Here is a 23,731-nt window from a genome sequence, read left to right as displayed (position 1 = left end):
AGGTCCAGCGCAACGAAAGAGGGGCAACCAGCGTGGCGGCCCCCCGCGCGTACGTCAATCGCCCTTGGGCGTGTCGTTGTCCTGGCCGTAATACAACAGCCCGATCTTGATCCGCTCGCGCTGGTTCTCCCGGCGGTGCCGATTGGCATCCCGCAGCGAGTACACGCAGCCGCAGTACTCCTGCTGGTAGAACTGCTCGCGCTTGCTGATCTCCACCATGCGCGCGGCCCCACCGCCCTTGCGCCAGTTGTAGTCCCAGTACTGGATGCCGGGGTAGTGGGCGGCGGCACGGTGGCCGCAGTCGTTGATCTGGTTCATGTCCTTCCAGCGCGATATGCCCAGCGAGCTGCTGATCACCGGAAAGCCATGCTCATGCGCGTACAGCGCGGTGCGCACGAAGCGCATGTCGAAGCACATGGTGCAGCGGATGCCGCGCTCGGGTTCGTTCTCCATGCCACGGGCGCGGGCGAACCAGTTGTCGGTGTCGTAGTCCGCGTCGATGAAGGGCACGCCATGCTGCTCGGCGAAGCGGATGTTCTCCTGCTTGCGCAGCTCGTACTCGCGTGCCGGGTGGATGTTGGGGTTGTAGAAGAAGATCGTGTAGTCGATCCCGGAAGCGGTGATGGCCTCCATGACCTCGCCGGAGCAGGGCGCACAGCACGAATGCAGCAACAGCTTGTCGTGGCCACCTGGCAGGGTGAGGGTGGGGCGGATGAAATCGGTCATGCGGAAATCCATCGACCCCGCTGCCGGCAACGGCGGCAGCGGGGTCCTTGTGCAACAGTGGAAAGGTCAGGCGGCGTTGGCGTCGGCCGTCTCGGCGCGAAGCTGGTGCGCCGCCGCTACCAGCGCTTCCAGCGCGGCCCGCGTCTCCGGCCAGCCGCGGGTCTTGAGCCCGCAGTCCGGGTTCACCCAGATCTGCTCGGGGCGAAGCACCTCGGCGGCCTTACGCAGCAGGGAGAGCATCTCCTCCTTGTCCGGCACGCGCGGCGAGTGGATGTCGTACACGCCCGGCCCGATTTCGTTGGGGTATTGGAAGCGCACGAAGGCATCCAGCAGTTCCATGCGCGAGCGCGAGGTCTCGATGGAGATCACATCGGCGTCCATTGCCGCCACCGAGTGGATGATGTCGTTGAACTCGGAGTAGCACATGTGGGTGTGGATCTGGGTGGCATCGCGCACGCCGCTGGCGCTGATCCGGAACGCTTCCACTGCCCAGTCCAGATACTCGCGCCACTGCGCGCGGCGCAGCGGCAGGCCTTCGCGGATGGCCGGTTCGTCGATCTGGATCACGCCGATGCCGGCCGCCTCCAGGTCCAGCACTTCATCGCGCAGCGCGAGCGCGATCTGCCGGCAGGTATCGGCGCGGGCCTGGTCATCGCGCACGAACGACCACTGCAGCACCGTTACCGGGCCGGTCAGCATGCCCTTCATGGGGCGGTCGGTGAGCGATTGTGCGTACTGCGACCAGCGCACCGTCATCGGCTGTGGGCGGGTCACGTCGCCGTAGATCACCGGCGGCTTCACGCAGCGCGAGCCGTAGCTCTGCACCCAGCCGTTCTTGGTGAAGGCAAAGCCCTCCAGCTGCTCGCCGAAGTACTCCACCATGTCGTTGCGCTCGAACTCCCCGTGCACCAGCACGTCCAGCCCGATCTGCTCCTGGATGCGCACGCAGTGCTCGGTCTGGCTGGCCAGGAACGCATCGTAGTCGGCGTCGCGCAGGGTGCCGGACTTGTTGCGGGCGCGGGCTTCGCGCACTTCCAGCGTCTGCGGGAACGAACCAATGGTGGTGGTGGGGAAGCGTGGCAGCTTCAGTGCGGCGGCTTGGGCCAGGTGGCGCTGTGGGTAGCGGCTGTGGCGCTGTGCATCGGCCGGGGTCAGTGCGGCCAGGCGCGCGGCCACGGCGGGGTTGTGCACGCGCGGCGAGCGCTTGCGGGAGGCGATGCGCTCGCGCGAGAGCTCAAGCGCGGCTTCGGCGCGGGCCGGCGCGTCGATGGCATCGGCCAGCACGCGCAGCTCTTCCAGCTTCTGCTTCGAGAACGCCAGCCAGCCACGCAGTTCATCGTCCAGCTTCTTCTCATGCGCCAGGTCCACCGGGCTGTGCAGCAGCGAACACGACGGTGACAGCCACAGGAAATCGCTGCCCAGCTGGCCGTGTGCGTAGCGGGCCAGCACCAGTGCGTTGTCCAGGTGGGTACGCCAGATGTTGCGGCCGTTGACCAGGCCGGCCGAGAGCACGCGGCCGGCGGGCAGGGCCTTGATCACCGCATCCAGCTGTTCCGGTGCGCGCACCAGGTCCACGTGCAGGCCATCCACCGGCAGCGAGGCCGCCAGTTCCAGGTTGTCGTCCAATGCACCGAAGTAGGTGGCCACCAGCACCTTGGGGCGGGCGGCGGTGGCCAGCACCGCATAGGCGTGTTCAAAGGCGGCGCGCGCCTCCGGGCTGAGGTCCTGCACCAGCGCCGGCTCATCCAGCTGCACCCACTGCGCGCCGGCGGCCTGCAGCTGGCCCAGCAGCTGCACGTACACCGGCAGCAGCGCATCCAGCAGGTCCAGCGCGGGGGTGCCGTCGGTGGTCTTGGACAGCAGCAGGAAGGTCAACGGCCCGATCAGCACCGGGCGGGTTTCGATACCCAGTGCCTTGGCCTGGCGGTACTCGGCCAGCGGCTTGTCGCCGCGCAGCGCGAAGCCCTGGCCGGCCTGCAGTTCGGGCACGAGGTAGTGGTAGTTGGTGTCGAACCACTTGGTCATTTCCAGCGCGTGCAGGTCAAAACCATCGCGCTGCAGTCCGCGTGCCATCGCGAAGTAGCCGGCCAGCGGATCGGCATCGGCCAGCGCGCGGTAGCGGGCGGGAATGGCATCGAACAGGAAGGCGGCATCCAGCACCTGGTCGTACAGGCTGAAGTCGTTGCTGGGCGGCACATCCACCCCGGCATCGCGCTGCAGCTGCCAATGCGTGGTGCGCAGGGCGGTGGCGGTGTCCTGCAGCGCTTCGGCGCTGCTCTGGCCGGACCAGTACGCTTCCAGCGCGCGCTTGAGCTCGCGTTTGGCGCCGATACGGGGGAAACCCAGGTTGGTAACAGTGGTCATGGAACGTGTCCTCATTGCAGTAGCGGCATTGAGGAACGAAGGAACTGCGCGGCACCCACGCCATTGCTGCCGTGTCCGCCCCGCCAGCGACCTTCGCCCCCGCGGGCGAACCGGATGCCGTGAAGCGGACGCACGGGGGCAGCGCCACGCAGAACGCATGGCGGCAGGCCCCGGCAACCTCCCCGCGGACGTTCCAGGTCGAATCAGAGGACGGTCGTGTCCTCCGGCCGGGGCCGGTATTCGGGCTGATGGACACGGGCACGGGGCCCACCTACTTCCTGCCGCTTCCCAGGCGCCAGGCCCAGTGCTGTTGGCAGGTTTCGTTTCCACTCACCGCTGCGGGGCAGCTCCGGAATGGGTGCGCAAGGCACCTTCACCGGATTCCCGTTTAAACCCATCCCTTCATCTGCATGAAGAGATGGATACCTTCGGCGAGCACAAGGTAGGCCGAGTTGGGGCGGCGGTCAAGGGGAGGCAGGTCCTGGATCAGGCGGCGGGCTGATACGGTTCGATGCGAGCCAGCACGTCGGCCAACTCCTCGCGCGCCTTGTCTGCGTCGTACGACATCTGCAGGTTCATCCAGAAGCCCTCGCTGGTACCGAAGAACCGAGCGAGCCGCAGTGCCGTGTCGGCCGTGATGCCCCGGCGCCCGGCGATGATCTCGCTGATCCGAGTCTGTTTTACGTCGATCGACTTGGCGAGCCGATACTGAGTCAGGCCGAACGGGGCCAGGAATTCTTCCTGAAGGATCTCACCAGGATGCGGGTAGGGGATGGAACGCATGGCGGCAGTCCTCAGTGGTAATCGCAGATCTCAACATCCGCCGGCCCAACGTCCGTCCAGATGAAGCAGATCCGGTACTGGTCGTTGATGCGGATGCTGCATTGCCCAGCTCGGTCGCCGTGCAGTCGCTCGAGACGATTGGCAGGCGGCACCTTGAGGTCTTCAAGCCGGGTGGCGGCATCGAGCATGACCAGCTTTCGCATCGCGACACGCTGAACGGCCTGGAAGTGCCTGATCCGCTTACCCACAAACAGGCCGCGGGTAGCAACGCAGCGGAACGAGACGATGGCCATGAAGATCTCTTGAGGAAGAATGCTACCGCTATCCGGTAGTACCGTCAAGCGGTATTAAAAAAACTCCGCAAGGTGCTCTGTATGCATGCGGGCGTGTGGCCTCACATGCTGCGCAACATCTGGCCGCGTAAACGCAACCCGTGTCACGACATCAAAATTGCGTAATGAAGTCCGCTTTTCGAGAGGCTGCATCTAAAACAACGCGAGCGCCTGCATCCGAGCGCCCACTTGCCGCGTATCTCTCCAGCAACCTCCCATGGAAACCGGCATGCGCCGCCTCCCTCTCAGCTCGGCTGGACTGCTTCTGCTGCTGTGCCCGTTGCTGGCGCCTGCCCAGGCCGTGCAGCGGCAGGAAGGGCGCGCGTTCGCTGCGGATGGTGGCGCGTTGCTCTACCGCGAGACGCATTGGCTGCAGGGGCCGCCCGAGGCGTTGTCACGCCTGGTGCTGTACCGCTGCGCCGATGGCCGGGCGTTCGCGCGCAAGTGGATGACGCCGCAGGGCAGCCCGCAGGCGCCGGATTTCGCGCTGGAGGACGGCCGCGACGGCTACCAGGAAGGCGTGCGTGGGAATGGTGCGGCGCGCACGGTCTACGTGCGGGCCACTTCGGACGCCAAGCCGGTCAGCCGCGCCTTGGAGGTGCCCGCAGGCGCGGTCGTCGATGCCGGCTTCGACGCCGCCGTGCGGCGGCATTGGGCAGACCTGCTCGAAGGGCAACCGGTGGCATTCCAGTTCCTGCTGCCCAGCCGCCAGCGGCTGGTGCCGTTGAAGCTGCAGCGCACCGCCGCGCTCACTTGGAAAGGCCAGCCGGCGCAGCAGCTGCAGATGAAGCTCGATGCCTGGTTCGGCTTCGCCGTGCCTGCGGTAACCCTCATCTATGCCAGCGCCGACCAGCGCCTGCTGCAGTTCACCGGCACCGGCAACGTACGCGACCACAAGGGGCGCTACCCGCAGGTGCGCGTGGAGTTCCCCTCGCCGCCCGTAGCCGCTGGCGCGGCCGAGCTTGCCACGGCGCGGGGGCAAGCGTTGGTGAAGACATGCGACTCATGAATGCCCTCTTGCAGCCGTCCTCAGGAGCAACGACCATGCAGGCTTGCTACCTGCCGACACCGAGCCCGCGATGCCTGAGCTGGATGCTTCCGATACCGCCGCGTCAGCACGCCTGGACAGGCTTCTGGTCCAGGTGGCCGAGGGCGACCGCCAGGCGTTCGAGTCGGTCTACCAGCTGGCCTCGGGCCGGCTGTTCGCGATCTGCCTGCACACCCTGCGCGACCGCCGCGATGCCGAAGAGGTCCTGCAGGATGTCTTCACCACGGTCTGGCGCAAGGCCACGCAGTTCGATGCCACGCGGGCCTCGGCCATGACCTGGCTCTCGATGATGGCGCGCAACCGCGCGATCGACCGCCTGCGCTCGGCCCCGCCGCGCCCGCTGGATGACCTGTCGGTGGCCGAAGAGATTCCCGATTTCGCGCCGCAGCCGGCGCAGGCCGCCGAGCATGCCTCCGACCGCGAGCGCCTGGATGATTGCCTGGATACCCTGGAACCGCGCCGCCGCTCGCTGATCCGCAGTGCGTTCCTGCACGGTGCCAGCTATGAAGAGCTGGCCCGCCGCATCGGTTCGCCGCTGGGTTCGGTGAAGAGCTGGATCCGGCGCGGGCTGGGCCAACTGCGGGTGTGCCTCGAACGATGAACATCCGCGACCTTCACGATATCCAAGACGACGGCCAGCCGCCGAGCGCCGACATCCTGGCCGGCGAATACGTGCTGGGCGTGCACGACGCCGCCGAGCGCCTCAAGATCGAACACCGCATCGCCACCGACCCGGGCTTCGCCCGGCTGGTCGAGCAGTGGCAGGTGCGGCTGGCCCCGCTGCTGGAAGAGCTGGGCAGCGAAGCGGTGCCGGCGCACCTGTGGCCGCGCATCCGCAGCGAGCTGGGCTGGCCGGCGGTGACCGCCGCGCCCAGGCTCTGGCAGCGCGCCGGCTTCTGGCAGGGCATGACTGCCCTGGCGGCGGCGCTGGCACTGGTGGCGGTGTTCAACCGCCAGCCGCTGCCAACCGCCCCGTCCACCCCGGTGGCCGTCACCCCGGCGCCGACCCCGGCCGAGCCGGAGCAGGCGACCAAGCCGGTCACCCCGCTGCTGCACGACGATGGCACGCCCGGCTGGCTGGCCTCGGTCGACAAGGCCCAGGGCAAGGTGTTGATGGTGCCCGTCCCCGCACCGGCCGATGCGGCTGGCCGCGCACCGGAGCTGTGGCTGATTCCGGCCGGCGGTGCGCCGCGTTCGCTGGGCCTGGTGTCGATCAACCGTGCTCACACCGTAGCGGTGCCCGACGCGCTGCGTGATGTGCTTGTGAACGGCTCGGTGCTGGCGATCACGCTGGAACCGTCGAGCGGTGCGCCGCAAGGCATTCCGACCGGGCCGATCATCGCCAAGGGCGACATCGCCAACCTGTAACGGCCACCCCTTCCGGAAATTATTTTTCGGAAGGGGTGCATCCAAACGCCGCCGGCCTGCGTATCTCCTGATGAACCGCTCAGGAGACGCGCGACATGCTGTCCCGTTCCACCCCCGACCGACCCGCCCGCGCCCCGCGCGGCCGCTGGGCCACCGTGCTGCGCTGGTTCGACACCGGCGCCGCCGCGCCGGCCGCCGGTGGGAGCGGCAACCGCGTGGACTGGCTGCGGGCGATTCCCTTCGTGGGCATGCACCTGGCCTGCCTGGCGGTGATCTGGGTGGGGGTGTCGTGGGTGGCGGTAGGCGTGGCGCTGGCGCTGTACGCGGTGCGCATGTTCGCCATTACCGCCTTCTACCACCGCTACTTCGCGCACCGCACCTTCCGCACCTCGCGCGTGGTGCAGTTCGTGTTCGCACTGATCGGCGCGGCCAGCGTGCAGCGCGGCCCGCTGTGGTGGGCCGCGCACCACCGCAACCACCACCGCCACACCGAAACCGCTGCGGACCCGCATTCGCCCACCGTGCACGGCTTCTGGTGGAGCCACATGGGCTGGTTCCTCACCACCGAAGGCTTCCGCACCGACTGGGCGCGCATTCCGGACCTGGCGAAGTACCCGGAGCTGCGCTGGCTGGACCGCTTCGACACGCTGGTGCCGGTGGCACTGGCCGCTGCGCTGTACGGGCTTGGTGCATTGCTGGAACACGTCGCGCCGGGCCTGGGCACCAGCGGCGGGCAGATGCTGGTGTGGGGCTTCTTCATTTCCACGGTGGTGCTGTTCCACGCCACGGTGACGATCAATTCGCTGGCGCACCGCTTTGGCCGCCGCCGCTTCAACACCGGCGATGACAGCCGCAACAACCTGTGGCTGGCCCTGCTCACCTTCGGCGAAGGCTGGCACAACAACCACCATTTCTTCCCGGGCACGGTGCGCCAGGGCTTCTATTGGTGGGAAGTGGACATCACCTGGTACGGCCTGCGCGCGATGGCCGCGCTGGGCCTGGTGCGTGACCTCAAACCGGTGCCGGCCTGGGTGCTGGCCAAGGCGGAGCACTGACATGCGCATTGCCGTGATCGGATCGGGCATCGCGGGACTGGCCAGCGCCTGGTGGCTGAGCCAGCGCCATGAAGTGACGCTGTTCGAGGCCAACGACTACCTCGGCGGCCACACCCATACTCATAACGTGATGGTGGATGGCCGCGCGCAGGCGGTGGACACCGGCTTCATCGTGTTCAACCCGCAGCACTACCCGCTGCTGACCACGCTGTTCGATGAGCTGCACGTGGCGTCGCAGCCCACCACCATGAGCTTTTCGGTGCACAGCGAACGCACTGGCCTGGAGTACAACGCCACCACGCTGGATACCCTGTTCTGCCAGCGCCGCAACCTGCTCTCGCCGCGCTTCTGGGGCATGCTGCGCGACCTGCGCCGCTTCTATCGCCAGGCGCCGGCGCTGCTGCACAGCGGGGAAGAGGGACTGTCACTGGGCGACTACCTGAAGCAGGGCCGCTACGGCGAGGCCTTCGTCCAGGAGCACCTGCTGCCGATGGCCTCTGCGCTGTGGTCATCGCCGGTCCAGGCCTTGGCCGACTTCCCGGCGCGCTACCTGGTGCAGTTCATGGCCAACCACCAGATGCTGCAGATGACCGGCCGCCCGGCGTGGCGGGTGGTGCAGGGCGGTTCGGCGCGTTATGTGGACGCGATGCGGCGGCGCTGGCGGGTACGCGAGCGGCTGGAATGCCGTGTGCTGGGCGTGGAGCGGCAGGAGCACGGGGTGCGCGTGCTCACCGCCGATGGGCTGGAAGGCTTCGACCAGATGGTGCTGGCCTGCCACAGCGACCAGGCGCTGGCACTGCTGTCCGATGCCGATGCCACCGAACGCAGCGTGCTCGGCGCGATCCGTTACCAGCCCAACGAGGTGGTGCTGCATACCGATGCCAACCTGCTGCCACGCAACCGCAAGGCCTGGGCGGCGTGGAACGCACACGTGCCGCGCGACCCGTTGGCACCGTGCACGGTCAGCTACTGCATGAACCTGCTGCAGGGCATCGATACGCCCACGCCGCTGGTGGTGACGCTCAACCGTACCGACGCGATTGCGCCGGAGAAGATCCTGCGTCGGATGCAGTACGCCCACCCCGTGCACGACCACGCCATGGTGCGTGCACAAGGGCGCTGGGCCGAAGTGCAGGGGCGGCGCCGCACCTGGTTTGCCGGCGCTTACTGGGGCTGGGGCTTCCATGAAGATGGCATCCGCAGTGCGCGCCGGGTGGTGGAGGCGCTGCAATCGCTGGATGCCGAGGCGTACTGGCCGTTGTCGCAGGGCGTACCGGCATGACGGCCAGTGCGATCTATCGCGGCAGGATGCAGCACCGCCGGCATGCGCCGCAGCCGCACGCGTTCGACTATCCCATCGCGCAGCTGCTGATCGACCTGGACGAGCTGGACCGCCTGTTCGACGGGCGCTGGTTCTGGTCGGTGAACCGCCGCAACCTGGCCGAGTTCCGGCGCAGCGATTACCTGGGCGACCCGGACCAGCCGCTGGCCGATGCCGTGCGCGGACGCATCACCCAGACACTGGGCCATGCACCGTCTGGGCCCGTGCGCATGCTGGCCCACCTGCGCCATGCCGGGCACATCTTCAACCCGGTCAGCTTCTACTACTGCTACGCGGCCGACGGCACCACGCTGGACTGCATCGTAGCCGAGATCACCAACACGCCCTGGCAGGAGCGCCACGCCTACGTGCTGCCGGTGGCGCAAGCCGACCCGCAGGGCCGCGCGCTGGCCTGGACCTTCGACAAGCAGTTCCACGTCTCCCCGTTCCTGCCGATGGACTGCGAGTACCGCTGGCGCTTCACCGCGCCAGGCGATGACCTGCACGTGCACATGCAGGTGTGGCGCAGCGGCGAGCGCCAGTTCGACGCCGACCTGGCCCTGCAGCGCCATCCCCTCACCGGCCCCGGCCTGGCGCGCGTGCTGCTGCGCCACCCGCTGATGACGGTGCAGGTGGTGGCCGCCATCCACTGGCAGGCGCTGCGGCTGTGGCTCAAGCGCACGCCCGTCCACGACCACCCTTCCATTGCTGGAAAGCACCCATGAACGACATGACCCGACCGCTTGCCCTGCCTGAGCCCAGCACGCTGGAAGCGTTCCTGCGCCGCCGCCTGCTGGCCCAGCTGGCCCCGCTGCAGGGTGGCCGGCTGCAGCTGCGCGATGCACTGGGCGATGTCTCCATCGGTGACGCCGCTGCACCGCTGCAGGTGACGGTGTGGGTGGACAACCCCGCCTTCTACCGTGCGGTCGGCGCGCAGGGCAGCGTCGGCGCCGGCGAGGCCTACATCCGCGGCGAGTGGCGCTGCGACAACCTGGTGGAACTGGTGCAGCTGCTGGTGCGCAACCGCGCGCTGCTCGATGGCATGGAGCGCGGCCCGGCGCGGCTGGGCGGCTGGCTGCTGCAGGGCTGGAACTGGCTGCGCCGCAACACCCGCGAAGGCAGCCGCCGCAACATCGCCGCCCACTACGACCTGGGCAATGCGTTCTTTTCGCTGTTCCTGTCCCGCGACCTGATGTACTCCTCGGCGCTCTACGCCGAGCCCGGCGACACGCTGGAAGTGGCCTCGCAGCGCAAGCTGGCGCGCATCTGCGAGCAGCTGCAGCTTAAGGCGGGCGACCGCGTGGTCGAGATCGGCACCGGCTGGGGGGGATTCGCGGTGTACGCCGCGCTTCACCACGGCTGCCACGTCACCACCACCACCATCTCCAGGGAGCAGTACGCGCTGGCCACCGAGCGGGTGGCCAGCGCGGGGCTGCAGGACAAGGTGACGGTGCTGCTGAAGGACTACCGTGACCTGGAGGGCCAGTACGACAAGCTGGTCTCCATCGAGATGATCGAGGCGATCGGCGCGCAGTACCTCGATACCTACTTCGCCACGCTTACCCGGCTGGTCAAGCCGGAAGGCCTGGCGCTGCTGCAGGCCATCACCATCGAAGACGAACGCTACGAGCAGGCGCGGCGCAGCGTGGACTACATCAAGCGCTTCGTGTTTCCCGGCAGCTTCATTCCTTCGCTGCACGCGATCATGGCCGCCAAGACCCGCAGCAGTGACCTGCAGCTGATCGGTCAATACGATTTCGGCCAGTCCTACGCGCTCACCCTGCGTGCCTGGCGCCGCCGTTTCCTGTCGCAGCTGCCGGCGGTGCGCGCGCAGGGCTTCGATGAGCGCTTCATCCGCCTGTGGGAGTTCTACCTCGCCTACTGCGAGGGCGGCTTCCTGGAACGCTCCATCGGCGTGTCGCAGCTGCTGCTGGCGCGCCCCGGGTACCGGCCGGCACCGATCGAGGGCACCCACTGAGATGCGCCACTTCTGGGCCAACGTCATAGGCAACCAGCTGGTCTGGCTGTGCGCGGTGGTCGGCGCGGGGCAGGGGCTGCGCTGGCCGGCGTTGTTGGCCGCGGCTGCCTATGTGGCCAGCCAGCTCGCCATGGCCGCGCAGCCCGGCGTCGATGCCAGGCTGCTTGGCGTGGCCGTGTTGTGCGGGCTGGTCGTGGATGGTCTCGCGGGTGCAAGCGGGCAGGTGGTGTACGCCGCTGCCTGGCCCAATGCGTGGCTGGCGCCGGTGTGGATCCTCGCTCTGTGGGCCGCATTCGCGATGACGCTTACGGTTTCCCTGAAAGTGCTGCAGCGGCGGCTCTGGCTTGCCGGGCTGCTCGGCCTGATCGCGCCGCTGGCGTATCTCTCCGCCGCGCGCGGCTGGTCGGCTGTGGCGTTCCCGTCACCGTCCTGGCAGGGCGTGGCGGTTCTTGCCTTGGGCTGGGCCATTGCACTGCCCCTGCTGGCCCTCTGCGCGCGCCACTGGCAGCGCGGGACGGCGCCAGCGGCCCCGAATACCAAAGGAGCACACGCATCATGACGAACCTGGGCTGGGTCTGGCTGTATGCCGCACTGATCATGTGCTGGGGCTGGTGGTGGCAGCGCCGCCACCAGAACATCGGGGTGGTGGATGTGCTGTGGGCCAAGGGCGTGGGCGCCTCGGCACTGCTGCTGGCGTGGCTGGGCGATGGCGCAACGGCGCCGCGCATCGCGTTGGCGGTGCTGGGCGGGCTGTGGGGATCGCGGCTGGCCCTGCACCTGTGGAAGCGCGTGCGCAGCGAAGACGAGGATGGCCGGTACCAGCACCTGCGCAGGCACTGGAACGGCCACCAGGGCAAGATCTTCGGCTTCTTCCAGTTCCAGGCGTTGCTGATCGTGCTGTTCGCACTGCCGTTCGTGGCGGTGTCGCAGAGCGCGGCGCTGCCGATGGGCTGGATCATCGCCGCCATCGCGATGTGGCTGCTCAGCGTGGGCGGCGAATCGCTGGCCGACCGCCAGCTGGCACGCTTCCGCGCCGATCCGGCCAACAAGGGCAAGACCTGCCGCAGCGGCCTGTGGCGCTACTCGCGCCATCCCAACTACTTCTTCGAATGGCTGCACTGGTTCACCTACGTGCTGCTGGCCGTGCACTCGCCGCTGTGGTGGTTGGCCTGGTCCGGACCCGTGGTGATGTACGTGTTCCTGCGCTGGGTGAGCGGCATTCCATTCACCGAGGCGCAGGCGCTGCGCACCCGGGGTGACGATTACCGCGACTACCAGCGCAGCACGCCGATGCTGTTTCCGTGGTTCCCCTCCCGCACTGCTTCGCCCCGCAAGGAGTCTTCACCGTGAATGTCGCCCGAGAATCGCTGCCGCTGCCCGACTACGCGCCCGGCCTGACCGGCCTGGCCGAACGCGGCCTGCTGCCCGATGCGCTGCTGCGGCTGGGCATCCGCCGCCAGTGCGAGGCGCGCCTGCGCGAGGAAAGCGCAGGTACCGTGGAAGAGCAGGCGCAGCGCTTTTCCGCGCGCATCGTGTCGCTGTCGCGCAGCCCGTTGGCGCTGCACGTGGATGCGGCCAACCGCCAGCACTACGAAGTGCCCGCCGCGTTCTTCCAGGATTGCCTGGGTGCACGGCTCAAGTACAGCAGCTGCTACTACCCCACCGGCACGGAAACGCTCGATCAGGCCGAGGAGGCGATGCTGGCCCTGTACGGCGAGCGCGCCGAGCTGGCCGACGGCCAGGACGTCCTCGAGCTGGGCTGCGGCTGGGGCTCGCTGACGTTGTGGATGGCCGAGCGCTATCCCGCCTCGCGCATCACCGCCGTATCCAATTCCAACAGCCAGCGCGAGTACATCCTGGGCCAGTGCCGCATTCGTGGTCTCACCAACGTGACGGTGCTGACCCGCGATGTTAACGAGCTGATCCTGGAACCGGGCAGCTTCGACCGCTGCGTGTCGGTGGAGATGTTCGAACACGTGCGCAACTACGCCCGGCTGCTGCAGCGCATCCACCAGTGGCTGCGCCCGAACGGCAAGCTGTTCGTGCACATCTTCGTGCACCGCACGCTGATGTACCCGTTCGAGACCGAAGGCGATGACAACTGGATGGGGCGGCACTTCTTCACCGGCGGGCTGATGCCCGCCGCCGACACCCTGCTGCACTTCCCCCAGTACATGCAGTTGCAGCAGCGCTGGCTGCTGGATGGCACCCACTACGAACGCACCGCCAACCATTGGCTGGAGCGCCAGGACCAGAACCGCGACGCCGTGATGGCGGTGCTGCGCCAGGGCTACGGCGAGGCCGCCGCCGCACTGTGGTTCCAGCGCTGGCGCATGTTCTGGATGGCCTGCGCCGAGCTGTTCGGCTACCAGAAGGGCCAGCAGTGGATGGTGGCCCACTACCTGTTCGACCGCGCCTGACCCCTCATGAGGAAAACGCCATGAAGCTACGCCCACTGCTTCCCCTCCTCGCCGCCGGCATGTTGCTGGGCGGCTGCGGTGGCAATACCCGTCCCATTCCGCCGGTGGCCCACGTGGACGTGCCGCGCTTCATGGGCGACTGGTATGTGATTGCCCACATTCCCAGCCGGCCCGAGCGTGAAGCGTTCGATGCGGTGGAGTCCTACGCGCTTCGCCCGGACGGCCGCATCCAGACCACCTTCACCTACCGCAAGGGCAGCTTCGATGCGCCGGTGAAGACCATGCATCCGATCGGCACGGTCAAGGAAGGCACCAACGGTGCCGAGTGGGGCATGCAGTTCGTGTGGCCGATCAAGGCCGAGTACGTGATCGTGTACCTCGACGATGACTACCAGCAGACCATCGTCGGCCGCAGCAAGCGCGACTACATGTGGTTGATGGCGCGCACCCCGCAGATCTCCGAGCAGGACTACCAGGCGGCCATGACCCGGATTGCCGCGCTGGGCTATGACCTGTCGCAGGTGCGCCGCGTACCCCAGTCAGCCGCGACCAACCGCCCGAAGCCATAACTGGAGCGCGGTTCTCAGGCCCTGAGAAGGCCTTGGGGGATACTGGAACCCAAGGCGGACAGAGGGCGGCGACATGGCGGACAAGTACTGCGATCTGGTCATGAAGGGCGGCATCACCAGCGGCATCGTGTACCCCAATGCGGTGCTGTCGCTGGCCCGCGAGTACCGCTTCAAGAACATCGGCGGCACCTCGGCCGGGGCGATCGCCGCCGCCGTGGCCGCTGCCGCGGCGCTGGGCGACCGGCGCTGCCGGGCCGGTGAACCGATGGGCCCGCAGGCCGGCTTTGCCGGGCTGGCCGATGTGTCCACCCAGTTGTCGCGGCGCGGCTTCATCTACAGCCTGTTCCAGCCCGCGTACGGTGCGCGTACCGCCTACCGGCTGCTGGTGATGCTCACCGGCAAGGCGGGCCTGCCGCGCAAGATCCTGTGCCTGCTGGCGGCGGTGTTCGCCATCGCCCCGCTGGAACTGCTGGCCGCGCTGGTGGCGCTGCTGGGCATCGGCTGGCTGGCCGCAGGAGTGGAGGGCATGTGGGCCACGCTGCTGCCGTCGCTGCTGTGCGCATATGGGGCGGGGGTACTGGCGTCCGCGCTGCGGGTGGCGCGGGTAGCGCGGCGCAACCTGCTGGGGCTGTGCTCGGGCTCCACCCAGAGCGGTGCCGACAAACCTGCGCTGACCGACTGGCTGCACACCCAGCTGCAGGCCCTGGCCGGCAAGCCGCTGGACCAGCCGCTGACCTTTGCCGACCTGCATCACGCCCCGCGTTACAGCGGCGAGCCGGAGGGCGCGCACGCGGTCAGCCTGCAGATGATCACCACCTGTGTATCGCACACCGAGCCGCGCACGCTGCCGTTCGGCGCCTCGCAGTTCTGGTTCCGGCGCGATGAGTTCGAACAGCTGTTCCCGGCCAGCGTGGTGGCGTGGCTGCTCGCCCGCGCGGGCGCGCCGCATCACGTGGACGGCGTGGACTACTACCGCCTGCCCGAAGGCGAGCAGCTGCCGGTGCTGGTGGCCACGCGCATGAGCCTGAGTTTTCCGCTGCTGATCAGCGCGGTGCCGCTGCACGAGCCGGCGCGGCGGGAGCGGCGCTGCGAGCCGATGGCCGATGCCGCGCCCGCGCACGGCGATCGCAACGTGGCCGACAGCACCGAAGGCTTGACCAGTGGTGGCCACGGCGCCGGCCCGGCGATCACCGCGTTCCGGGTGTGCTGGTTCTCCGATGGCGGCATCAGCAGCAACTTCCCCATCCACCTTTTCGACGCCGCGCTGCCGCGCTGGCCCACCTTCGGCATCAACCTGGTGTACCCGCACACCGCCGAACCGCTGCGCGCCGCGCCAGACTCGCCCGACGCGATCAACGCCGCGGTGTTCCTGCCCACCGAAAACCGGCATGGCTGGCAACGCAGCTACCAGTCCATCGCGCGGCCGCTGGCGGCGGCGGAGATGTCGGGCTTCCTGTTCTCCATCGTCTCCACCATGCAGAACTGGCGCGACGTGCTGCAGGCACGCGCGCCGGGCTACCGCGACCGCATCGTGCACGTCACCCTGCAGGGCGACGAAGGCGGCATGAACCTGGACATGCCGCAAGCGGTGCTCAGCCGCATTGCCGCCAAGGGCAGTGTGGCGGGCGAGCGCTTCTGTGATTTCTCGTTCGCCAATCATTATTGGATCCGCTGGCGGAACCTGGCGTCGGCGTATCAGCGCTACACGGTGGAGGTGGCGCGTACCGATGACCCCGCGCAGCGCGTGAGCGCCTGGCAGGACGCCTACGAATCGGTGGCGCAGGGGGCGCCACCGCCGCCCTCCTACCGGTTCAGTTCGGAAGAGAAGCGCCGCGAGTCGCAGCAGCTGTGGCGCTTGATGGTCGAACAGGGCCAGACCTGGGAAGACCTCGGCCCGGACCTCACCGACGGCGCCCCGCGCCCGCTGCCACAGATGAAGGTGACGCCCAGCTATTGACCGCAATGCGGTCAATAGCGGTAGCGCCGGCCGTTGGCCGGCCCTCATGAACGTTGCGGCATCCCGAGGGCCGGCCAACGGCCGGCGCTACCGGGACCCGGTCACGCGCGCCCCGGCAGCTGCGCGAACGCGCGCTGCATGCAGTCCTCGCGCGGGCACACGCGGCAGCCCGGGCCGATGGACACCGAGTTGCCCGGGCTCTGGATATCCAGCCCGCGCGAGTAGATCAGCCGCTCGGCGTGCTGCAGGTCGCAGCCCAGTGCCACCGCGAACGTCTTGCGCGGCTGGCCATGACCAATGGGGCCACTGCTGACCTGCCGCGCCAGCCAGAAGTGGCGGCGCCCGTCGGGCATGCGCGCGGTCTGGGTCAGCACCCGCCCGGGCTGGTTGAAGGCCTCGTACACGATCCACAGCGGACACGAGCCGCCCACCTGCGAGAAGTGGAAATCAGTGGCCGAGTGCCGCTTGGACACGTTGCCGGCGCGGTCCACCCGGATGAAGAAGAACGGCAGCCCCGGCGCACTGCGCCGGGCCAGGGTGCTCAGCCGGTGGCACACGGCTTCAAACCCCACCCCGAAACGGTGCGCCAGCGCATCGATGTCGTAGGCGCTGTGCTCGGCCGCGCGCAGGAACTGCGCATACGGCATCACCAGCGCGCCGGCGAAGTAATTGGACATGCCGATCCGCGCCTGCGCGATCTGCTCCGGTTCCCGGAAGCCCGCGCGCGCGATCACCGCATCGATCTGGGCCGCATAGCCCAGCAACGCCAGCTCGGCCGCCATCTGGAACGCCTGCTGGCCCGGTTCCAGGTAATCGGGCAGCCACAGCGTGCGGCTGCCGCCGTCGTACACGCGCTTCTCGCGCCCGGCCTGCAGCGGCCCCACTTCCACCAGCACGCCGTGGCGGTCGGCCAGCAGCTGGCGCAGGCGCGGCGCTACGTGCCCGGCCACCAGCCCCCATTCGCCGAACAGGTGCTCGGCCAGGTCGTCCAGTTCGGGAATGTGGTTGTGCATGCGGTTGAAGAAATCCCGCACCTGGTCGCCGGCCGGCAGCGAATGCCCGGCCTGCGGGTCGCCCAGCTGGAACTCCAGCGCGGCGGCGTGTTCGCGCAGCAGCAGGTGGCGCCGGTGCAGGTCGAGCAGGGCCCGGCTGATCTGCGGCAGGTTGCCGGCCATGGCGCGCAGCTCGGTGCTGCTGACCTCATCCAGGCCCAGGTCGCGCAGGGTCTCGCCCAGTGCCTCCTGCAGCGCGCCGGGCTCATCGACGTCGAACAGGTCGGTAACGTCGCCCAACACCTCGCGCAGCTTGGCCTGCACGGCCGGGGTCAGGGGACGCTTGTTGCGCTCTATCTGGTTCAGGTAGCTGGCCGACAGCCCCAGGGACCGTGCAAGGTCGGCCTGGCTGTAGCCGCGCTGCTCGCGCAGCTTGAGCAAGCGCAGGCCGATCTGGCGATGGGGGAGCTGGCTATTCACAGAATTAACAGAAATCGTAGCGGACGTTGGCCAGATTAAGCGCAGACAGCCCGGAAATCGATAGGTCGCCTGTGAATAATGCCAATCACCTTTCGCACCCCGCCGGTATTGCCATGACTGTTGCAGCGCCCCGTATCCGCATGTTGATCGATGGCCAGTTCGTCGAATCGGCCAGCTCGCACTGGCAGAACGTGGTCAACCCGGCCACCCAGGACGTCCTGGCCCAGGTGCCGTTCGCCACTGCGGGCGAAGTGGACGCCGCCGTGGCCTCGGCCAAGGAAGCCTTCAAGACTTGGCGCAAGACCCCGATCGGCACCCGCGCGCGCATCTTCCTGAAGTACCAGCAGCTGATCCGCGAGCACATGAGCGAACTGGCGCACATCCTCAGCGCCGAGCAGGGTAAGACCGTGCCGGACGCCGAAGGCGATGTGTTCCGCGGCCTGGAAGTGGTCGAGCACGCTGCTGCCATCGGCAACCTGCAGCTGGGGGAGCTGGCCAACAACGTGGCCAACGGCGTGGACACCTACACGTTGCTGCAGCCGCTGGGCGTCTGCGCCGGCATCACCCCGTTCAACTTCCCGGCGATGATTCCGCTGTGGATGTTCCCGATGGCCATTGCCACCGGCAACACCTTCATCCTCAAGCCGTCCGAACAGGACCCGATGGTGACCATGCGCCTGGTCGAACTGGCGCTGGAAGCGGGCATCCCCAAGGGCGTGCTCAACGTCGTGCACGGTGGCGAAGAAGTGGTCAACGCGATCTGCGACCACCCGGATATCAAGGCCGTTTCCTTCGTGGGCTCCACCCGCGTCGGCACCCACGTGTACAACCGCGCCTCGCTGGCCGGCAAGCGCGTGCAGTGCATGATGGGCGCGAAGAACCACGCCGTGGTGCTGCCGGACGCCAATAAGGAACAGAGCCTCAACGCCATGGTCGGTGCCGCCTTCGGCGCGGCCGGGCAGCGCTGCATGGCCGCCTCCACCCTGGTGCTGGTCGGTGAAGCGCGCGAGTGGGTGCCGGACCTGGTGGCCAAGGCCAAGACCCTCAAGGTCAGCGCCGGCAGCGTGGCCGGTACCGATGTGGGCCCGGTGATTTCCTGCGCCGCCCGCGAGCGCGTCGAAGCGCTGATCGCCTCGGGGGTGGAGCAGGGCGCCAAGCTGGTGCTCGACGGCCGCAACCCGCAGGTGGACGGTTTCGAGAAGGGCAACTTCGTGGGCCCGACCATCTTCGACGGCGTCAAGCCGGGCATGCGCGTGTACGACGAAGAAATCTTCGGGCCGGTGCTGGTCATCCTGGAAGCGGAAACGCTGGATGACGCCATCGAGCTGATCAACAGCAACCCCAACGGCAACGGCACCGCGCTGTTCACCCAGTCCGGCGCGGCGGCCCGTCGCTTCCAGGAAGAAATCGACGTCGGCCAGGTGGGCATCAACGTGCCGATCCCGGTGCCGGTGCCGCTGTTCTCGTTCACCGGTTCGCGTGCGTCCAAGCTCGGCGACCTGGGCCCGTATGGCAAGCAGGTGGTGATGTTCTACACCCAGACCAAGACCATCACCGCGCGCTGGTTCGACGACGAGACCCTGGGTCACGGCGTCAACACCACCATCAGCCTGAAGTAAGCGCCTGCAAGGCACGGAGTGTTCATGAGCAACTCGATGACGACGGAACTCGAAGAAGCGCAGCAGGCCTATAGAGAAGCCGCGCGTGATTTCGCCCAGGCCGAACTGGCGCCGCACGCCGCGCGATGGGATGCGGAGGGCATCTTTCCGCGCGAGGCGATCGCCAAGGCAGGGGAACTCGGGTTCTGTGGCTTGTACATGGATCCTGAAGTCGGTGGAAGCGGCCTGAGCCGTCTGGACGCCGCCGTCGTCATCGAGGAGCTCGCCAATGTGGATCCGTCCACGGCGGCCTATATCAGCATCCACAACATGGCCTCCTGGATGGTCAGCAGCTGGGGCCAGGAAGCACTGCGCTCCGAGTGGGGCCAGGCGCTGTCTTCGGGCAGCAAGCTGGCCTCGTACTGCCTGACCGAACCGGGCGCCGGGTCGGACGCGGCCTCGCTGAAGACCAGTGCCGTGCGTGATGGCGACCATTACGTGCTCAATGGCGCCAAGGCGTTCATCTCCGGCGCCGGGGCCACCGAGCTGCTGGTGGTGATGGCGCGTACCGGTGGTCCCGGCGCCAGTGGTATCAGCGCGCTGGCCGTGCCGGCCGACTTGGCCGGCATCAGCTACGGCCGCAAGGAAGAGAAGATGGGTTGGAACAGCCAGCCCACCCGTGGCATCACGTTCGAAAACGTGCGCGTGCCCGTGGGCAACCTGCTGGGCGAAGAGGGCAGTGGCTTCAAGCTGGCCATGAAGGGCCTGGACGGCGGCCGCATCAACATCGCCGCCTGCTCGCTGGGCGCCGCGCAGGGCGCGCTGGATGCCGCGCGCCGCTACATGGGCGAGCGCCGCCAGTTCGGCAAGCCGCTGGCCGATTTCCAGGCGCTGCAGTTCAAGCTGGCCGACATGGTCACCCAGCTGGTGGCCGCGCGGCAGATGGTGCACACCGCCGCGCGCAAGCTCGACGCCGGTGCCAGCGATGCCAACGTGTGGTGCGCGATGGCCAAGCGCTTCGCCACCGACGCCGGCTTCCAGGTCTGCAATGACGCGCTGCAGATCCACGGTGGCTACGGCTATATTCGTGAATACCCGATCGAACGCCTGCTGCGCGACAGCCGCGTTCATCAGATCCTGGAGGGCACCAACGAGATCATGCGTGTGATCGTGGCCCGCCACTTGCTCAACACCGATGAGGAACTGCGATGATGGATTGGCGCAAGCAGGAACACGTGGGCCTGAAGGTCGAGGCCGACGGCCACACCGCCGTGGTGACCCTGGACAACCCTCCGGCGCATACGTGGACCGTGCACAGCCTGTCGGCGCTGCGCGATCTGATCGGTGCGCTCAATGCTGACACCAGCATCTACGCACTGGTGATCACCGGTGGCGGCGAGAAGTTCTTCTCCGCCGGCGCCGATCTCAAGCAGTTCGCCTCCGGCGACAAGGCGCTGGCCCGTGAGGCTGCGCGTCGCTTCGGTGAAGCGTTTGAAGCACTGTCCGGTTTCCGCGGCGTTTCGATTGCCGCCATCAACGGCTACGCCATGGGTGGCGGGCTGGAATGCGCACTGGCCTGCGACCTGCGCATCATCGAAGAACACGCCCAGGTCGCGCTGCCCGAGGCCACCGTCGGCCTGCTGCCGTGCGCCGGCGGCACCCAGAACCTGCCCCGCCTGGTCGGCGAGGGCTGGGCCAAGCGGATGATCCTGCTGGGCGAACGCATCGACGCCGATACCGCAGTGCGAATCGGTCTGGCAGAAGAAAAAGTTGGCAAGGGCGAAGCCAAGGCGCTGGCCCTCGAGTGGGCGAACAAGGCCGGCAAGCAGAGCCCGTCCAGCGTGGCGGCCTGCAAGACGCTGGTCCAGGCCACCCGCAGTGGCATCAGCCACGCTTCGGCCCTGGTCGCCGAGCGCGAGGCCTTCGTCGACCTGTTCGACCGCGCCGACCAGGGCGAGGGTGTCAACGCCTTCCTGGAAAAGCGCGCACCGCAGTGGAAGAACGCATGACCACGCCCGAGGCCAGCGTGGAGGCGCCGGTGCTGTTCGAAGAGCGCACTGCCGCCAACGGCACCCGCATCGGCATTGCCACGCTCAACGCACCACGTACCCTCAATGGCTTCTCGCTGCCGATGGCGCACCTGCTGCACGAGCGCCTGGGCGCCTGGGCTGCCGATGACGGCATCGCGCTGGTGGTGCTGCAGGGCGCGGGCGAGAAGGCGTTCTGCGCCGGTGGCGACCTGCACAGCCTGTACCAGAGCATGCGCGCCTACCGCGATGCCGGCGCGGACGATGTGCGCGACAACCACTACGCCTCTGAATTCTTCGACGTGGAGTACCGCGTCGACTACGCCATCCATACCTACGCCAAGCCGATCCTGTGCTGGGGCCATGGCATCGTCATGGGCGGCGGCATTGGGCTGATGTCCGGTGCCAGCCACCGCGTGGTGAGCGAGCGCTCCAAGCTGGCGTTCCCGGAAATTACCGTGGGCCTGTTCCCGGACGTGGGTGGCAGCTGGCTGCTGCCGCGCGTACCGGGCAAGGCCGGCCTGTTCCTGGCCCTGACCGGCGCGCCGCTCAATGCCGGCGACGCCATCTATGCCGGCATGGCCGACATCCATATCGCCGAGGCCCAGCGCGCCGATGTATTCAACGCGCTGGCCGACGTGCACTGGAGTGCGGATGCCAAGCGCAACCACGAACAGCTCAGCACCCTGTTGCAGCAACACGCCAGCGATGCCGCCACCGGACCGCTGTTGCGCAACGCCGCGTTGATCGACACGCTGTGCGAGGGTAGCGATGTGCCTGCGGTGGTGAACGCAATTGCCGCGTTGCAGACCGAAGACCCGTGGCTGCAGACCGCGCAGGCCACGCTCGCCGCCGGTGCCCCCGGATCGGCGCGCCTGGCCTGGGAACTGCAGAAGCGCACCGCCGGTGCGTCGCTGGCCGACGTCTATCGCCTGGAGTACATCGCCGCGCTGCACTGCGCCGCCCACGGCGATTTCGCCGAAGGCATCCGCGCGCTGCTGATCGACAAGGACCGCACCCCGCACTGGCAGCCGCAGACGCTGGCTGAGGCCACGGTGGGCTGGGCCGACACCTTCTTCGCTTCGCCCTGGACAGCCGCCACGCACCCGCTGGCCGACCTGGGTGCCACTGTTCCTGAAAGGAGCCACGCATGAGCCGTATTGCATTCATTGGGTTGGGCAACATGGGCGGCCCGATGGCCGCCAACCTGGCCAAGGCCGGCCACGCCGTGCGCGTGTTCGACCTGGTGCCGGCCGCCGTGCAGGCCGCCGTCGACGCCGGTGCCACCGCCGCAAGCTCCGCGCTGGACACGCTGACCGACGCCGAAGTGGTCATCTCGATGCTGCCGGCCAGCCGTCACGTCGAAGGCGTGTACCTGGGCGAGGACGGCCTGCTGGCCGACATCCCCGGCGGCGCGCTGGTGATCGACTGCAGCACGATCGCGCCTGCCACCGCGCGCAAGGTGTCCGAAGCGGCGGCCGCACGCGGCCTGCAGATGCTGGATGCCCCGGTCTCCGGCGGCACCGCCGGTGCCCAGGCCGGCACCCTCACCTTCATCGTCGGCGGCGAAAGCGATGCGCTCGAACGCGCGCGCCCGCTTCTGCAGGCGATGGGCAAGAACATCTTCCACGTGGGTGCCAGCGGCGCCGGCCAGGTGGCCAAGCTGTGCAACAACATGGCGCTGGGCGTGATCATGGCCGTGACCGGCGAATCGATCGCGCTGGGCGTGGCCCATGGCCTGGACCCGAAGGTGTTGTCGCAGATGATGGCGGTCAGCACCGGCCGCAGCTGGGCCACCGAAGTGTGCAACCCGTGGCCGGGCGTGCTGGAAAATGCGCCGGCGTCGCGCGGCTACAGCGGCGGCTTCGGCAGCGACCTGATGCTCAAGGACATGGGCCTGGCCGTGGAAGCGGCGATGAGCGTAGGCGCCTCGATCCCGCTGGGCGAACTGGCCCGCAACCTGTACTCGATGAACCACCAGGCAGGCCGCGGCAAGCTCGATTTCTCCAGCGTAGTGCAGCTGGTCACCCCGGAAAAATAACCGGAACAACGAATGCATCCCGGAAACGGGATCCACCGCGGTGGGATGGGCGGATGCACGGTCAACGCGACCGGCATCCGCCCATTTTTTTCGTCACGACCAACGGTCGTGACCTACCGACGTATTGACCGCGGTAGGTGCCGACCGTTGGTCGGCACACACTCCCATCAAACGATGGTCAGCGTCACATCAATATTGCCGCGCGTCGCATTCGAATACGGGCACACGATGTGGGCCTTCTGCACCAGCTCTTCCACCTGCTCACGCGGCAGGCCCGGCACGCTGATCTGCAGTTCAACTTCAATGCCAAAGCCGGTCGGGATCTGGCCGATGCCAACGTTGCCGGTGATGCTGGTCTCGGCCGGCAGCGCGACCTTGGCCTGCCCGGCGACGTACTTCAGCGCGCCCAGGAAGCAGGCCGAATAGCCAGCAGCAAACAGCTGCTCCGGGTTGGTACCCGGGCCGCCGGCGCCGCCCAGCTCGCGCGGGGTGGACAGCTGCACGTCCAGCACGTTGTCCGACGAGGTGGCGTGGCCTTCGCGGCCGCCGGTGGCGGTGGCGTGTGCGGTGTAGAGAACCTTTTCAATCGACATGGGAATGCTCCAGGCTGTGAATGGGGTGGACCGGTTGGTGAGGTGTACTGTGCGCCTCCAAGGCGGACGTGTGGCAACA

23 protein-coding genes and 1 riboswitch are annotated in these 23,731 nt (G+C 68.0%); of the genes, 17 read left to right on the top strand and 6 right to left on the bottom strand.

From position 1 onward, the window contains the following. Positions 1–54 precede the first annotated feature (54 nt). The 4 genes from V9K91_RS17955 to V9K91_RS17940 form a co-directional block, all read right to left on the bottom strand. Positions 55–726: an epoxyqueuosine reductase QueH gene (locus tag V9K91_RS17955; protein WP_093535527.1), complete on the bottom strand. Its 672-nt coding sequence runs from the start codon at positions 724–726 to the stop codon at positions 55–57. 66 nt (positions 727–792) lie between these two features. Continuing rightward, a complete protein-coding gene (metE, locus tag V9K91_RS17950) occupies positions 793–3,090 on the bottom strand; it encodes a 5-methyltetrahydropteroyltriglutamate--homocysteine S-methyltransferase (protein ID WP_249833528.1) in 2,298 nt (765 codons plus the stop codon). A gap of 213 nt (positions 3,091–3,303) precedes the next feature. Next, positions 3,304–3,535, bottom strand: a riboswitch (cobalamin riboswitch). 41 nt (positions 3,536–3,576) lie between these two features. Then, positions 3,577–3,873, bottom strand: coding sequence for a HigA family addiction module antitoxin (locus tag V9K91_RS17945; RefSeq protein ID WP_145480948.1), 297 nt, complete (start codon positions 3,871–3,873; stop codon positions 3,577–3,579). An 11-nt stretch (positions 3,874–3,884) separates the two neighbouring features. Then, complete coding sequence (locus V9K91_RS17940) at positions 3,885–4,166, bottom strand: type II toxin-antitoxin system RelE/ParE family toxin (RefSeq protein ID WP_249833529.1); 282 nt, start codon at positions 4,164–4,166, stop codon at positions 3,885–3,887. Positions 4,167–4,434: 268 nt separating this feature from the next. Here V9K91_RS17940 and V9K91_RS17935 point away from each other — a divergent pair, with 268 nt between their 5' ends. The 12 genes from V9K91_RS17935 to V9K91_RS17880 all read left to right on the top strand — a co-directional run bounded on the left by V9K91_RS17935 (position 4,435) and on the right by V9K91_RS17880 (position 15,921). After that, positions 4,435–5,214 (top strand): hypothetical protein, encoded by a 780-nt coding sequence (locus tag V9K91_RS17935; RefSeq protein WP_336443663.1) that lies wholly within the window; start codon positions 4,435–4,437, stop codon positions 5,212–5,214. 70 nt (positions 5,215–5,284) lie between these two features. Continuing rightward, positions 5,285–5,854 carry a sigma-70 family RNA polymerase sigma factor gene (locus V9K91_RS17930; RefSeq protein WP_093535088.1) on the top strand — a complete coding sequence of 190 codons (570 nt, stop codon included), beginning with the start codon at positions 5,285–5,287 and terminating at the stop codon, positions 5,852–5,854. Beyond that, positions 5,851–6,621, top strand: coding sequence for an anti-sigma factor (locus V9K91_RS17925; protein WP_307107651.1), 771 nt, complete (start codon positions 5,851–5,853; stop codon positions 6,619–6,621). Before V9K91_RS17930 ends, V9K91_RS17925 begins: the two co-directional genes overlap by 4 nt. A gap of 95 nt (positions 6,622–6,716) precedes the next feature. Next, positions 6,717–7,676, top strand: coding sequence for an acyl-CoA desaturase (locus tag V9K91_RS17920; protein ID WP_095362556.1), 960 nt, complete (start codon positions 6,717–6,719; stop codon positions 7,674–7,676). Position 7,677: 1 nt separating this feature from the next. Beyond that, the gene (locus tag V9K91_RS17915; protein ID WP_095362557.1) at positions 7,678–8,958 is read left to right on the top strand and encodes an FAD-dependent oxidoreductase; all 1,281 of its coding nucleotides are present in this window, start codon (positions 7,678–7,680) and stop codon (positions 8,956–8,958) included. Continuing rightward, positions 8,955–9,722 (top strand): DUF1365 domain-containing protein, encoded by a 768-nt coding sequence (locus tag V9K91_RS17910; protein ID WP_336443664.1) that lies wholly within the window; start codon positions 8,955–8,957, stop codon positions 9,720–9,722. The genes V9K91_RS17915 and V9K91_RS17910 overlap by 4 nt, the downstream gene beginning before the upstream one ends. After that, entirely contained in the window at positions 9,719–10,975 is a 1,257-nt protein-coding gene (locus V9K91_RS17905; protein ID WP_336443665.1) for a cyclopropane-fatty-acyl-phospholipid synthase family protein, read from the top strand. The genes V9K91_RS17910 and V9K91_RS17905 overlap by 4 nt, the downstream gene beginning before the upstream one ends. 1 nt (position 10,976) lies before the next feature. Beyond that, on the top strand, positions 10,977–11,534 hold the full coding sequence (locus V9K91_RS17900) for a DUF2878 domain-containing protein (RefSeq protein ID WP_336443666.1): 558 nt from the start codon (positions 10,977–10,979) through the stop codon (positions 11,532–11,534). Beyond that, positions 11,531–12,325, top strand: a complete 795-nt coding sequence (locus V9K91_RS17895; RefSeq protein ID WP_336443667.1) for a DUF1295 domain-containing protein — start codon at positions 11,531–11,533, stop codon at positions 12,323–12,325. The genes V9K91_RS17900 and V9K91_RS17895 overlap by 4 nt, the downstream gene beginning before the upstream one ends. Continuing rightward, positions 12,322–13,395, top strand: coding sequence for a class I SAM-dependent methyltransferase (locus V9K91_RS17890; RefSeq protein ID WP_095362562.1), 1,074 nt, complete (start codon positions 12,322–12,324; stop codon positions 13,393–13,395). The genes V9K91_RS17895 and V9K91_RS17890 overlap by 4 nt, the downstream gene beginning before the upstream one ends. Positions 13,396–13,415: 20 nt before the next feature. Beyond that, complete coding sequence (locus tag V9K91_RS17885) at positions 13,416–13,964, top strand: lipocalin family protein (protein ID WP_217537589.1); 549 nt, start codon at positions 13,416–13,418, stop codon at positions 13,962–13,964. 73 nt (positions 13,965–14,037) lie between these two features. Then, positions 14,038–15,921 carry an RpoH suppressor gene (locus V9K91_RS17880; protein ID WP_336443668.1) on the top strand — a complete coding sequence of 628 codons (1,884 nt, stop codon included), beginning with the start codon at positions 14,038–14,040 and terminating at the stop codon, positions 15,919–15,921. A 101-nt stretch (positions 15,922–16,022) separates the two neighbouring features. On the opposite strand, the gene V9K91_RS17875 is transcribed toward V9K91_RS17880, so the two are convergent. Next, the gene (locus V9K91_RS17875; protein WP_249833538.1) at positions 16,023–17,393 is read right to left on the bottom strand and encodes a short-chain fatty acyl-CoA regulator family protein; all 1,371 of its coding nucleotides are present in this window, start codon (positions 17,391–17,393) and stop codon (positions 16,023–16,025) included. A gap of 113 nt (positions 17,394–17,506) precedes the next feature. On the opposite strand from V9K91_RS17875, the gene V9K91_RS17870 reads away from it, so the two are divergent. From V9K91_RS17870 to mmsB, 5 genes are read left to right on the top strand one after another with little or no spacing between them, the layout of a single operon-like run. Then, positions 17,507–19,012 carry a CoA-acylating methylmalonate-semialdehyde dehydrogenase gene (locus V9K91_RS17870; RefSeq protein WP_095362566.1) on the top strand — a complete coding sequence of 502 codons (1,506 nt, stop codon included), beginning with the start codon at positions 17,507–17,509 and terminating at the stop codon, positions 19,010–19,012. Between the two features lie 24 nt (positions 19,013–19,036). Next, a complete protein-coding gene (locus tag V9K91_RS17865) occupies positions 19,037–20,203 on the top strand; it encodes an acyl-CoA dehydrogenase family protein (protein ID WP_095362567.1) in 1,167 nt (388 codons plus the stop codon). Next, positions 20,200–21,000 carry an enoyl-CoA hydratase gene (locus V9K91_RS17860; protein WP_095362568.1) on the top strand — a complete coding sequence of 267 codons (801 nt, stop codon included), beginning with the start codon at positions 20,200–20,202 and terminating at the stop codon, positions 20,998–21,000. The genes V9K91_RS17865 and V9K91_RS17860 overlap by 4 nt, the downstream gene beginning before the upstream one ends. Continuing rightward, positions 20,997–22,172, top strand: a complete 1,176-nt coding sequence (locus tag V9K91_RS17855) for an enoyl-CoA hydratase/isomerase family protein (RefSeq protein WP_249833540.1) — start codon at positions 20,997–20,999, stop codon at positions 22,170–22,172. The genes V9K91_RS17860 and V9K91_RS17855 overlap by 4 nt, the downstream gene beginning before the upstream one ends. Then, positions 22,169–23,059 (top strand): 3-hydroxyisobutyrate dehydrogenase, encoded by an 891-nt coding sequence (gene mmsB / locus V9K91_RS17850; protein ID WP_068848514.1) that lies wholly within the window; start codon positions 22,169–22,171, stop codon positions 23,057–23,059. Before V9K91_RS17855 ends, mmsB begins: the two co-directional genes overlap by 4 nt. A 167-nt stretch (positions 23,060–23,226) precedes the next feature. On the opposite strand, the gene V9K91_RS17845 is transcribed toward mmsB, so the two are convergent. Continuing rightward, entirely contained in the window at positions 23,227–23,652 is a 426-nt protein-coding gene (locus V9K91_RS17845) for an organic hydroperoxide resistance protein (protein ID WP_093535056.1), read from the bottom strand. Positions 23,653–23,731: the final 79 nt, after the last annotated feature.

This window comes from Stenotrophomonas sp. CCNWLW57, from assembly GCF_037203925.1.
GTDB classification, from domain to species: domain Bacteria; phylum Pseudomonadota; class Gammaproteobacteria; order Xanthomonadales; family Xanthomonadaceae; genus Stenotrophomonas; species Stenotrophomonas rhizophila_A.
The sequence above is the reverse complement of the archived record's forward strand: the minus strand, read 5'-3'. Positions and strand labels throughout refer to the sequence as shown.

Coding starts and splice junctions, on each gene's coding strand:
- V9K91_RS17865 (WP_095362567.1), top strand. CDS start 19,037: ATGAGCAACTCGATGACGACGGAACTCGAAGAAGCGCAGCAGGCCTAT.
- V9K91_RS17855 (WP_249833540.1), top strand. CDS start 20,997: ATGACCACGCCCGAGGCCAGCGTGGAGGCGCCGGTGCTGTTCGAAGAG.
- V9K91_RS17845 (WP_093535056.1), bottom strand. CDS start 23,652: ATGTCGATTGAAAAGGTTCTCTACACCGCACACGCCACCGCCACCGGC.
- V9K91_RS17900 (WP_336443666.1), top strand. CDS start 10,977: ATGCGCCACTTCTGGGCCAACGTCATAGGCAACCAGCTGGTCTGGCTG.
- V9K91_RS17895 (WP_336443667.1), top strand. CDS start 11,531: ATGACGAACCTGGGCTGGGTCTGGCTGTATGCCGCACTGATCATGTGC.
- V9K91_RS17940 (WP_249833529.1), bottom strand. CDS start 4,166: ATGGCCATCGTCTCGTTCCGCTGCGTTGCTACCCGCGGCCTGTTTGTG.
- V9K91_RS17910 (WP_336443664.1), top strand. CDS start 8,955: ATGACGGCCAGTGCGATCTATCGCGGCAGGATGCAGCACCGCCGGCAT.
- V9K91_RS17905 (WP_336443665.1), top strand. CDS start 9,719: ATGAACGACATGACCCGACCGCTTGCCCTGCCTGAGCCCAGCACGCTG.
- V9K91_RS17925 (WP_307107651.1), top strand. CDS start 5,851: ATGAACATCCGCGACCTTCACGATATCCAAGACGACGGCCAGCCGCCG.
- V9K91_RS17920 (WP_095362556.1), top strand. CDS start 6,717: ATGCTGTCCCGTTCCACCCCCGACCGACCCGCCCGCGCCCCGCGCGGC.
- V9K91_RS17955 (WP_093535527.1), bottom strand. CDS start 726: ATGACCGATTTCATCCGCCCCACCCTCACCCTGCCAGGTGGCCACGAC.
- V9K91_RS17885 (WP_217537589.1), top strand. CDS start 13,416: ATGAAGCTACGCCCACTGCTTCCCCTCCTCGCCGCCGGCATGTTGCTG.
- V9K91_RS17880 (WP_336443668.1), top strand. CDS start 14,038: ATGGCGGACAAGTACTGCGATCTGGTCATGAAGGGCGGCATCACCAGC.
- V9K91_RS17860 (WP_095362568.1), top strand. CDS start 20,200: ATGATGGATTGGCGCAAGCAGGAACACGTGGGCCTGAAGGTCGAGGCC.
- V9K91_RS17945 (WP_145480948.1), bottom strand. CDS start 3,873: ATGCGTTCCATCCCCTACCCGCATCCTGGTGAGATCCTTCAGGAAGAA.
- mmsB (WP_068848514.1), top strand. CDS start 22,169: ATGAGCCGTATTGCATTCATTGGGTTGGGCAACATGGGCGGCCCGATG.
- V9K91_RS17870 (WP_095362566.1), top strand. CDS start 17,507: ATGACTGTTGCAGCGCCCCGTATCCGCATGTTGATCGATGGCCAGTTC.
- metE (WP_249833528.1), bottom strand. CDS start 3,090: ATGACCACTGTTACCAACCTGGGTTTCCCCCGTATCGGCGCCAAACGC.
- V9K91_RS17930 (WP_093535088.1), top strand. CDS start 5,285: ATGCCTGAGCTGGATGCTTCCGATACCGCCGCGTCAGCACGCCTGGAC.
- V9K91_RS17935 (WP_336443663.1), top strand. CDS start 4,435: ATGCGCCGCCTCCCTCTCAGCTCGGCTGGACTGCTTCTGCTGCTGTGC.
- V9K91_RS17915 (WP_095362557.1), top strand. CDS start 7,678: ATGCGCATTGCCGTGATCGGATCGGGCATCGCGGGACTGGCCAGCGCC.